An 11,415-nucleotide genomic window follows, 5' to 3' on the forward strand; every position below is an offset into this window, starting at 1 on the left:
GAAATGGAAGATAAATTTGTATTAGGTGGAAAAGAGTTTAAGAGCCGTTTTATCCTTGGTTCTGGAAAATATAATCTGAATTTGATTAAAGCGGCCGTAGAACAGGGCGGCGCAGAGATTATCACCCTTGCACTGCGTCGGGCAAATACCCAGGAGAGTGAGAATATTCTGGATTTTATTCCGGAAGGAGTGACACTGCTTCCAAATACATCAGGAGCAAGAACAGCTGAGGAGGCTGTCCGGATCGCCAGACTGAGCAGAGCTATGGGATGTGGAGATTTTGTCAAAGTGGAGATCATGCGGGATGCGAAATATCTGTTTCCGGATAATTACGAAACAGTGAAGGCAACGGAGATTCTGGCAAAAGAAGGATTTGTGGTACTTCCGTATATGAACCCGGATTTAAATGTGGCAAGAGATCTTCAGAATGCAGGTGCAGCAGCGGTGATGCCGCTGGCAGCACCTATTGGAAGCAACAAGGGACTGGCAACCAAAGCCATGATCCAGGTGCTCATTGATGAAATTGATCTTCCGATTATTGTGGATGCCGGTATCGGAAAACCGTCCCAGGCATGTGAAGCAATGGAGATGGGAGCAGCTGCTATTATGGCAAATACCGCAATTGCTACTGCTGGAGATGTGCCGGAGATGGCAGCAGCCTTCAAGCTGGCAATCGAGGCAGGAAGAAAAGCGTATCTGACCGGTATGGGAAGAGTGCTTGCAAGAGGCGGCAGTGCATCTGATCCGCTGACTGGATTTCTGCGTTAGGAGGCGTGTATTATGAATGAAGAAAATCAGGTATATTTTGTAGACAGTGACAAGCTGCCACAGGCTGCACTGGACAGAAAACACCGTCTGGAGCAGGATCCGTCTTTCAGAACCAATCATATGGAATATATGGAAGGAATGCAGGTCATTGAGTCCGATATTAAAGATAAAGTGCTGAAAGCAATGGATGAATTTGACTATGATGCCTATACAGCAGCAGATGTAGAGAGGGCGCTTTCTCATGAATCCTGTTCCATCGAAGATTTCAAAGCACTTTTATCCCCGGCGGCAGCCCCTTATCTGGAGCAGATGGCGAGAAAAGCAGAAGAGATTACCAAAAATCATTTTGGAAATACCGTTTATATTTTCACACCATTGTACATTGCCAACTACTGCCAGAACTACTGCATTTATTGTGGATTTAACTGTTACAACAATATCCGCCGGAAAAAACTGACGTTTGAAGAAATTGAGCATGAGATACAGGTTATCGCGAAGACCGGAATGGAAGAGATTCTGATGCTTACCGGTGAGAGCCGTGCCTATTCTGATGTAACATATATTGGAGAGGCGGTAAAGATTGCGAGAAAGTATTTTAAAAATATCGGAATTGAGATTTATCCGGTGAATGTGGATGAATACCAGTATCTCCATGAATGTGGTGTAGATTATGTGACGGTGTTCCAGGAAACTTACAATACGGATAAATATGAGACCCTTCATCTGATGGGACATAAGCGTGTCTGGCCCTATCGCTTTGATGCACAAGAGCGTGCATTGATGGGAGGTATGCGCGGAGCCGGATTTTCTGCACTGCTTGGACTTGATGATTTCCGGAAGGATGCACTGGCAACGGCACTTCATGTCTACTACATTAACCGGAAATATCCCCACGCAGAGCTGTCCTTAAGCTGTCCGCGGCTTCGCCCGATTGTGAATAATGATAAGATCAATCCGAGGGATGTAGGGGAAAAAGAACTTTGTCAGGTACTGTGTGCATACCGGATGTTCCTTCCATTTGCAGGAATTACGGTCTCCAGCAGAGAAAGTGAGACATTCCGTAACGGCATTACAAAGATCTGCGCGACGAAGGTCTCAGCAGGTGTATCTACCGGTATCGGTGATCATGAAGAGAAATACGAAGGTAAAGAAGATGCGGACGTGGGGGATGAGCAGTTCGAGATTAACGACGACCGTTCTTTTGAAAAAATGTATGAGGATATGGAACATGGCGGTCTGCAGCCGGTTCTGAATGATTATATTTATGTGTAAGTCCTATGAGCATGCCATTGTAATTACAAACCGCATGCTGGTGCAGGGAGATTTTTTAGAGCAGATGGAAAAAGTGATTGCCCTGCATCCTCATGCTGTCATTCTGCGGGAAAAAGATCTGCCGGATGAGGAATACGAAAAGCTGGCAAAAAACATACTGGTTCTTTGTGAAAGAGAAGGAGTACTGTGCTTTTTACATTCCAGAATTGATATGGCTCGGAAGCTGAAATGTGAGCAGATTCACTTGTCTGTTCCGGCGCTTCAGTCATTAAGTGAGCAGAAACGATCGGCACTTCGAAAAGATTTCCGGGAACTGAGCATTTCCTGCCACAGCATGGAAGACATGCAATTTGCCGTGAGCAGCGGTGCCACACAGATTGTCCTTGGAACGATCTTTGAGACGGAATGTAAGAAAGGTCTGAAAGGAAAAGGAGTTGATTTTGTTAGAGAAATCAGTGAAATTTGCCCGGTTCCGGTCTATGCCATCGGCGGTATCAGCATGGAACGCCTGTCACAGGTCATGGATGCCGGAGCTGCAGGTGGATGCATGATGTCAGGATTTATGCGTCTTTAAACATTTTTAAGGAATTGAAGGGAAGGTTTTGCTTTTATGGCCGACGGCTCTGTGTTATGATAAACATAATGATTACTGTACGGAGAAGGAAGAGCCGGAGATGAAATCCCTGTCCATTTATTCGATTACAAGAAAACAGAATACGGAGCAGCTGCAGAAGTTAGAACGGCAGCTGTCGGGAAGGGCATATTTTCTGAAAGTGCGTGACTGGGAGATGAACAGTATGAGATCGTTCGTGGATCAGCTGGAACTGCACATGGAGAAAGTGTATGCCCTTCGTTTTTTCTATTCTTTTACGATTCCGCGTCTGGGAAAGGAGTTTGATCTGATTCAGATCAAAGAGGACCAGATTGTTAATGTGGAACTGAAAAGCAGAGAAGTGACAGACGAGGCGATCAGAAAGCAGCTTTTACAGAACCGATATTATCTGGCACCTTTGGGACGAACGATTCGTTCGTATACCTATATCAGCAGCCAGAACCGGCTGGTACGACTGACGAACCATGACCGGATTGTGGAGGCAGACTGGGAGCAGCTGTGCCACGAACTTTTGAATGAGAGTCAGGATTATAAAGGAGATATTGAAGAACTGTTTGAGGCAGAATTGTATCTGATCTCTCCTTTGACGGAAGCAGCCCGTTTTCTGAATAAAGAATATTTCCTGACCTCACAGCAGCGGGATATTGAACGTCAGATTTTGAAAAAGATCCGGGCAGATCACAAAGGATACTGCTGGTTTACCGGACTTCCAGGTACCGGGAAAACATTACTTTTATACGATATTGCCATGAAACTGTCTGGCCGGCAGCGGGTGGCAATCATCCATTGCGGAGAAGCCGGACAGGAGTGGAAAACCCTTCATGAGCGGTTAAGACGCATTGATTATGTAACAGATAATGAAATTACAGAAGAAAAATTAAGTTCTTACAGTGCAATTCTGGTAGATGAAGCGCATCTTTTACTGCCGGAAAAGCTGGAATGTTTGCAGCAGGCCGGAACCCGGTGTCCGGTGATCTTTTCCAGTGACTGCGAGGATATGATTTCTCCGGAAGAACGAAAGCAGAATGTGGCAGAAGATCTGGTACACCTTCCGGATATACAGGTATTTCACCTGACCAACCGGATTCGGACCAATGCAGAGGTCTCTTCGTTCATTCTGAACATGATGCACCTTCCTGGGAGACGGGGCTTAAGGCCTTATCCCCATGTGGAAGTGGTCTATGCCAACGATGACAGGGAAGCCGAAAATTTCCGGAAAGATTATCTTCGGCAGGGGTATCGTCCGCCTCAGGAAAACGAAGAATGTCTGGTCGTGGTGATGGACGACAGATATTATTATGATGAAAAAGGCTATTTACGATCTGAGCAGCGGGATGTGAGAAAACTTTTTCATCAACTGAGCAGGGCGAAAGAAGAACTGGCACTGGTGGTAAAGGAAAATGAAACTGTTTATACGGTGCTTTTGAATCTTTTACAGGGGAGGAAATAGTATGGGATTTGGATACAATGAGTTTGACACCGGATTTGGTATGGGATTTCAGTTATTCGATGTGATGTTTTTTCTGATCTTTTTTCTGATTCTTGGAATGTTCCTTTTTATGATAGTAAAAGGATTAAGCACCTGGAATAAGAATAATCATTCGCCGAGACTGACGGTAGACGCAACAGTGGTTGCAAAGCGGACAGATGTTACACATCATCATGGGAATGATATGGCAACCCACTCCACCTGGTACTATGCGACATTTCAGGTGGAGAGCGGTGACCGGATGGAGTTTGCTGTAGATGGAATGGAATACGGAATGTTGGCAGAAGGGGATATAGGAAAATTAAGCTTTCAGGGAACGAGATATCTGTCATTTGAGCGGGAAAGGTTATCTGACTAAAAATGAATGAAATAATAGAAAGTTTATATCAGAGAAAATCTGTGAGAGCATATGAAGACAGGGCAATTCCGGAAGAAATGAAGAATCTGATTCTGGAAGCGGCCATGCAGGCACCGTCAGCGGGCTGTCAGCAGTTATATACGATTTTGGACATCACAGATCAGGAATTAAAGGAAAAGCTGGCAGAAAGCTGTGACCATCAGCCGTTTATCGCAAAGGCACCAATGGTGCTGGTATTTTGTGCAGACTGTAAGAAATGGTATGATGCTTATCTGGAAGCAGGATGTGAGCCGAGAAAACCGGGCGTGGGTGATCTGATGCTTGCGATTACAGATACCGCAATTGCGGCGCAGAATGCCGTGGTGGCAGCAGAAAGTCTGGGGATCGGGTCCTGTTATATCGGTGATATTATGGAAAACTGTGAAGAACATCGGAAACTTTTACAGCTTCCGGAGTATGTGTTCCCAGTAGTTATGTTAGTATTTGGATGGCCGACCATGCAGCAGAAGCAGCGCCAGAAGCCGGCACGGTGTGACCGAAAACATATCGTACATGAAAATACATACCGCAGCATGGATGGAGAAGAATTGCGGGAAATGTTTGCACATGAACATAAGAACCGTACTTACGAAGAATGGTGCAGCGCATTTTGCAAACGTAAATATAATTCGGATTTTTCAAAAGAAATGAGCAGGTCAGTAGCAAAATATCTGGAGAGTTATTTTTAAGGGGCACATCAATCAGTAATGGTTGATGTGCCTTTATAGAAGCCTATCCGTTTGGGTGGTCAAGAGGGTATGCAAATGGGGCGGTTACAAAATAAGAGTAACATCAGGAGGGCAGGTGAAACTGCTGCCTTTCAAACGTATACGGAGGATACCAATATGGCTGAATATTTAGATGTAATAGATGACAATGGAAATCTGACAGGAGAGACAGTTGCCAGAGAGGTGGCGCATCGGGACGGAATTCGTCACAGAACATCCCATTTGTGGCTGCTTCGGAAAAAAGATGGTGCGTTTCAGATTCTGCTTCAAAAACGTTCTGCAGATAAGCCATCCTTTCCGAACTGCTATGATATTTCCAGTGCGGGGCATATCCCGGCAGGTGGCGAGTTCGCATCTTCTGCATTGCGCGAATTAAAAGAAGAGCTGGGAATTACCGCGGAGGAAAAAGATCTGATCGTCTGTGGAGATCGGAATGTGGTATGGGATTGTGTGTTTCAGGGAAAACCGTTCCATGACAGGCAGATTTCCAGAGTATTCATAATGAGGTGTGATCTGGAGGAGGATCAGTTCCATATTGACCCGGTAGAAGTGGACAGTGTACGTTGGATGGATTTTGAAAAGTGTATTCACGGAGTAGAACAGAATACATTTCTCAATTGTATTTCATTGGAAGAACTGCAGATGGTCAGAAAGAAACTTTCAGAGAAAGAAAAACTGTGGTAAGATAAGAAGAAATGAAATTTGAAAGATGATAAATGGAGGCTGAAAAAATGCGAATGATGTTAGTTGGCGCCGGAGCGGTCGGCGAAAGTATGTTAAAGATTTTAAAATGGCGTGATCCAAAAGGAGAGTGGCTGTCTTATGTACTGGTAGGTGATTATGATCTTTCCCGTGCAGAAGCGGTAGCCGGGCTTCTTGCGGATGATCGGTTTTCAGCGGTTCAGATTAATGCAACGGACAAGGAGCAGATGAAAAATCTGATCCAGGAGCACAAGATTGATTTTGTCATGGATGCGGCACCGCCCTTTGCCAGCAATTATATTTTTGATGCAGCTTATGAAGCAGGGGCCAATTATGCCAATATGGGAACCTGGTCTGTTCCTATGGAAGAGCCGGCCTATGGGCTTGGAATTGAAAACAGCTATACGGAACCTATGACAAAATATAATTTTGACCGGCATGAGCAGTGGAAAGAAAAAGGACAGATGGCAGTTATCTGTCTGGGTATTGATCCGGGCGTGGTAAATGTATTTGCGAAATATGCGGCAACCCATCTGTTTGATGTGATGACAGAGGCCCATGTCAAAGACGGCGGCAATCTTTCTGTGCCGGGAGCAGATCCGGATGCGATTCAGTTTGGATTTAATGTGTGGACCGTTCTAGATGAGGTAATGAATCCGAATGTAGAATATGACCAGGAAAAAGGCGGACTGATTGTGGAAAAGGCATTTGCAGGACAGGAAACATTCCAGATGCCGGACGGAGTAGGAGAAAACACGCTTGTCAAGGTGGAACACGAGGAAGTGGTTACCTTTGCCCGTTATCTGGCCCAGTATGGTCTGAAAAAAGCAACCTTCAAAATCAGCTTGGATGATAATCTGATCACTGCTCTGAAAGTCATTGACCATCTGGGGCTTCGGAGCCTGAAACCGGTACAGGTGGGAAATGTGAAAGTGGTTCCAAGGGATGTGGTAGCCGCATGTGCTCCACAGCCCAAGGATATTGGTACAGAGATGATCGGAGAAATGCTGGTAGGCGTCCACTGCATTGGAGAAAAGGATGGAGTCAGAAAAGAATATTTCCTGTATCAGAATTTTGATAATCAGGCATCCATGGAACAGTGGGGCTCCCAGGCAGTGGTAGCACAGACTGGATTTGGTGCGGCACTGGCCATTGAACTGATTGGAAGAGGTATCTGGAAAGATACAGGAGTCTTCTCACCGGAGTACTTTGATCCGGAACCGTATCTGAAACTGATGGATGAGACTGGATATGAGTGGCATGTAATGGAGCTTTAGAAGGAGTGAGGGCAGTTTGAAAATCGCACTTTGTCAGATGAAGAATGCAGAAATTGGTTTAACCAGATCGCGCGAAATCAGAAATCGCAGACCTTATACCGGGCTACGAAGGACAGAATGGTACAAATAAAAGAAAATGTATTAAAAGAAAAGATGGAAGAGAAACGTATGGTACCGAAGTGCATCCGGGTGAAGGGTGCACGGGTACATAACTTGAAAAATGTAAATGTAGATGTGCCGCTGAATCAGATCGTCGGCATTGCAGGCGTGTCCGGCTCCGGAAAATCATCACTGGCGCTGGGTGTTTTGTATGCGGAAGGTTCCAGACGATATCTGGAATCCTTGTCCACTTATACGAGAAGAAGGATGACCGGGGCGGCGAAAGCGCAGGTGGATGAAGTCCTGCATGTACCGGCGGCACTGGCTCTTCATCAGCGCCCAGGCGTGCCTGGTATCCGTAGTACTTTTGGAACCGGAACAGAGCTTTTGAACAGTCTGCGGCTGATGTATTCCAGACTGGCATCTCACCGATGCCCTAATGGCCATTATGTACCGCCGACTTTAAATGTGGCGGCGGAGCAGGACATTTTCTGTCCGGAGTGCGGCGAGAGAGTCCATGCACCCAGTGCGGAAGAACTGGCGTTTAATTCCCAGGGTGCCTGCCCGAAATGTGGTGGTACCGGAAGTGTCCGCACGGTAGATTTGGATTCTCTGGTGCCGGATGATTCTATCAGCATTGACGATGGAGCCGTTGCTCCGTGGAACAGTCTCATGTGGTCTTTGATGACGGATGTCTGCCGGGAGATGGGGGTACGGACGGATGTGCCCTTCCGGGATCTGACGGAAGAGGAGAAAGAGATTGTTTATCATGGACCTGCGGAGAAGAAGCATATTTTTTATAAAGCAAAGAAATCCAACCAGGCCGGGGAACTGGATTTTACCTACTATAATGCAGTCTATACGGTAGAAAATGCCCTTGCAAAAGTAAAAGATGAAAAGGGCATGAAGCGGGTGGAGAAATTTTTAAAAGAAGAAATCTGCCCGGAATGTCATGGAAGCCGATTATCAGAAGTGGCCAGAGCGCCGAGACTTCGCGGAATCGGTCTTGACGAAGCATGCCGGATGACGCTGGGGGATTTGGTACAGTGGGTAGCTGGCATGCCGGATACTCTTCCGGAGGAAATGCGTCCTATGGCGGAAAGTATCTGTGAATCTTTCCAGACGGTGGCGAAGCGGCTCATGGATCTCGGATTGTCTTATCTGACACTGGATCGTGCCGCTTCCACCCTGTCTACTGGTGAGCGGCAGCGAATGCAGCTGGCAAGAGCAGTGAGAAACCGGACTACAGGAGTTCTCTATGTGCTGGATGAGCCGTCCATCGGTCTGCATCCATCCAATATTGTGGGATTGAATGCCGTCATGCATGACCTGGTGGCTGATGGAAATTCCGTATTGCTGGTGGATCATGATACGGAAGTGCTGTCGGAGGCGGACTGGATCATCGAAATGGGACCGGAGGCTGGAAATGGCGGAGGTTATGTCATTGCCGAGGGAAGTATTCCGGAGATTGTGAAAAATAAAGCGTCCATGATTGGCCCGTTTCTTTCCGGACAGGCGAAGACACAGGTGCGTGAGAGGGCAGAAGAGCAGGAATTATTTTCACTGGGAACCATTCATTTATCTACGGATCGGATTCATACGGTAAAGCCTCTGGAGGTGGATATTCCCAAAGGAAGACTGACCGTCGTAACCGGTGTGTCAGGTTCAGGAAAGACCACCATGGTGTTGGAAAGCCTGATTCCCGGATTGGAAGCCATGATCAGTGGGATGAAGCTGCCGGAACATGTAAAACAGGTTTCGGCGGAGGGGATTTTCCATGTGAAGCTGATCGACGCGACTCCTATCGGTATCAATGTCCGTTCAACGGTAGCTACTTATGCAAATGTGCATGATGAATTGAGAAAAATTTATGCCAGAACGCCGGAGGCGAAGGATCATCAGTGCAAGGCAGGCGATTTTTCCTATAATACGGGAAAACTGCGCTGCCCGGTCTGCGATGGTACCGGGGAGATCAGCCTGGATGTCCAGTTCCTGCCGGATGTGGATGTGCCCTGTCCCGAGTGCAAAGGTTCCCGGTATGGTAAAGAGGCTTGGCAGATTCATTATACCAACAAAAAGGGAAACGTTTATTCACTGCCACAATTGATGGAGATGGATGTGCATAGGGCATTGCAGGCGACAAAGGATCTGAAGACCGTACATCAGAGACTGGAAGTGCTGGAACAGCTGGGACTTGGTTATCTGACGTTGGGAGAGGAGACGCCGAGCCTGTCAGGAGGAGAAGCACAGCGTCTGAAGCTGGCCAGCGAAATGGGAAAAGCTCAGTCGGATTCTCTTTTTATATTTGACGAGCCGACCATCGGACTGCATCCGCTGGATGTGCAGACATTGCTGCAGGTATTCCAGACCTTGATTGAAAATGGAGCCACGGTGGTGATCATTGAGCATGATCTGGATGTGATCCGGAATGGGGACTACATTATTGATATGGGTCCGGGCGGAGGAGAGGCAGGCGGCAGAGTTGTGGCCTGTGGTACCCCGGAGCAGATCAAGAAAAATAAAGATAGTATTACAGGTAGATTTCTGTAAAAAGGTCTAAAATTTGTTTATATAGAAATACGAAAAGAGGAAACAAATAGATGCCTAAATTAAGTGACAGAGTAAACACATTTACCGATTCCGTCATCCGTCGTATGACCCGAATCAGCAACCAATATGGGGCAATCAATTTGTCCCAGGGATTTCCGGATTTTGATCCACCTAAGGCTATGCTGGATGCATTGGCGAAAGTGTCTTATAAGGGGCCACATCAGTATGCAGTAACATTTGGTGCACAGAATTTCAGGGAAGCCCTTGCCAGAAAGCAGGAAAAAGCAATTGGAAGAAAGATCAATCCCAATACAGAGATTGTGGTCACCTGCGGTGGAACCGAGGCAATGATGAGTGCCATGATGACCATCTGCAATCCGGGAGATAAAGTTATGGTATTTTCTCCATTTTATGAGAATTATGGAGCAGATGCGATTCTCTCAGGAGCAGAACCAATCTACATTCCGCTGGTACCGCCGACTTATGAGTTTGATATTCGTCTGGTAGAAGAAGGATTTAAAGCAGGAGCAAAGGCAATTATTGTCTGTAACCCGTCCAATCCGTGCGGAAAAGTATTTACAAGAGAAGAACTGATGGCCATAGGTGAACTGGCGCTGAAATATGACGCATTTGTAGTAACGGATGAAGTGTATGAGCATATGGTCTATGCACCGAACAAGCATGTTTGTATGGCATCCCTGCCGGGCATGTATGATCACACCATTACCTGCAATTCCCTTTCCAAGACTTATTCCATCACCGGATGGCGTCTGGGCTATCTCATCGGCCCTGCAGAAGTGATTGAAGGTGCCAAAAAAGTGCATGATTTTCTGACCGTAGGAGCAGCTGCACCGCTTCAGGAAGCAGCCGTAACAGGCTTAAATTTTCCAGAAACATATTATGAGGAACTTCTGGAGCTTTATACGAAGAAACGGGATCGTTTTCTGAAAGGACTGGATCAGATCGGATTAAAGCACAATGTGCCCCAGGGAACGTATTTTGTTATGATTGACATCCAAGAATTCCTTGACTTGCCGCAGTTTGCCGGATTTACGGATCTGGAATTCTGTGAATGGATGATTAAAAATATCGGAGTGGCAGCAGTGCCGGGTTCCAGTTTCTTCCGCGAGGAGGTCAATCATTTGATCCGTCTGCATTTTGCACGAGAGGAAAAGACACTGGATGAAGCGCTGGTCCGTTTGGGAAAATTGAAAGAATTGTTGTAAAGAAAAACAGTATTGACAATTTTTTATTATGAGAACTGAAACACTGAAAAAAATGTTTGATGCCTGTTATCAGGCAAAAAGGGCAAGGGATCTGCTGCCGCCACTGCCGGATGGAGTAACGTCTTCTGATATTCATTACCTGGATGCCATCGGTTCCACTTCCGAATTGCGACGATGGCCGTCCAGGCATGTAGTGTGAGTCATGACCCAGGGACTTATTCAGACTTTGTTGATACGTCTGCCATTTGCTTACATTATGAGTATTCAGCCCAACGCGAGCCTGACCATGATCGG

At 46.4% G+C, this 11,415-nt stretch carries 11 protein-coding genes; all 11 read left to right on the plus strand.

The annotated features are described in order from the left end of the window. Positions 1-3: 3 nt before the first annotated feature. The 11 genes from ACZMB2_RS08460 to ACZMB2_RS08510 all read left to right on the plus strand — a co-directional run bounded on the left by ACZMB2_RS08460 (position 4) and on the right by ACZMB2_RS08510 (position 11,320). The gene (locus ACZMB2_RS08460; protein ID WP_118769664.1) at positions 4-768 is read left to right on the plus strand and encodes a thiazole synthase; all 765 of its coding nucleotides are present in this window, start codon (positions 4-6) and stop codon (positions 766-768) included. Between the two features lie 12 nt (positions 769-780). Next, the gene (gene thiH / locus ACZMB2_RS08465; protein ID WP_487596392.1) at positions 781-2,040 is read left to right on the plus strand and encodes a 2-iminoacetate synthase ThiH; all 1,260 of its coding nucleotides are present in this window, start codon (positions 781-783) and stop codon (positions 2,038-2,040) included. Continuing rightward, positions 2,033-2,614, plus strand: a complete 582-nt coding sequence (locus ACZMB2_RS08470) for a thiamine phosphate synthase (protein WP_487596393.1) — start codon at positions 2,033-2,035, stop codon at positions 2,612-2,614. The genes thiH and ACZMB2_RS08470 overlap by 8 nt, the downstream gene beginning before the upstream one ends. A gap of 28 nt (positions 2,615-2,642) precedes the next feature. After that, positions 2,643-4,103 carry a P-loop NTPase family protein gene (locus ACZMB2_RS08475; protein WP_487596394.1) on the plus strand — a complete coding sequence of 487 codons (1,461 nt, stop codon included), beginning with the start codon at positions 2,643-2,645 and terminating at the stop codon, positions 4,101-4,103. A gap of 1 nt (position 4,104) precedes the next feature. Continuing rightward, positions 4,105-4,500 carry a DUF2500 domain-containing protein gene (locus ACZMB2_RS08480; RefSeq protein WP_487596395.1) on the plus strand — a complete coding sequence of 132 codons (396 nt, stop codon included), beginning with the start codon at positions 4,105-4,107 and terminating at the stop codon, positions 4,498-4,500. Between the two features lie 2 nt (positions 4,501-4,502). Continuing rightward, the gene (locus tag ACZMB2_RS08485; protein ID WP_487596396.1) at positions 4,503-5,228 is read left to right on the plus strand and encodes a nitroreductase family protein; all 726 of its coding nucleotides are present in this window, start codon (positions 4,503-4,505) and stop codon (positions 5,226-5,228) included. A 156-nt stretch (positions 5,229-5,384) separates the two neighbouring features. Continuing rightward, positions 5,385-5,951, plus strand: a complete 567-nt coding sequence (locus ACZMB2_RS08490) for an NUDIX hydrolase (RefSeq protein WP_487596397.1) — start codon at positions 5,385-5,387, stop codon at positions 5,949-5,951. A 53-nt stretch (positions 5,952-6,004) separates the two neighbouring features. Beyond that, positions 6,005-7,246, plus strand: a complete 1,242-nt coding sequence (locus tag ACZMB2_RS08495; RefSeq protein WP_487596398.1) for a saccharopine dehydrogenase family protein — start codon at positions 6,005-6,007, stop codon at positions 7,244-7,246. A gap of 117 nt (positions 7,247-7,363) precedes the next feature. Then, entirely contained in the window at positions 7,364-9,895 is a 2,532-nt protein-coding gene (locus tag ACZMB2_RS08500) for an excinuclease ABC subunit UvrA (protein WP_487596399.1), read from the plus strand. A 50-nt stretch (positions 9,896-9,945) separates the two neighbouring features. Then, positions 9,946-11,121 carry a pyridoxal phosphate-dependent aminotransferase gene (locus ACZMB2_RS08505; RefSeq protein WP_487596400.1) on the plus strand — a complete coding sequence of 392 codons (1,176 nt, stop codon included), beginning with the start codon at positions 9,946-9,948 and terminating at the stop codon, positions 11,119-11,121. Between the two features lie 28 nt (positions 11,122-11,149). After that, on the plus strand, positions 11,150-11,320 hold the full coding sequence (locus ACZMB2_RS08510) for a hypothetical protein (RefSeq protein WP_487596401.1): 171 nt from the start codon (positions 11,150-11,152) through the stop codon (positions 11,318-11,320). The last annotated feature ends 95 nt before the right edge of the window (positions 11,321-11,415 follow it).

It is taken from the genome of Hominiventricola sp., assembly GCF_057604405.1.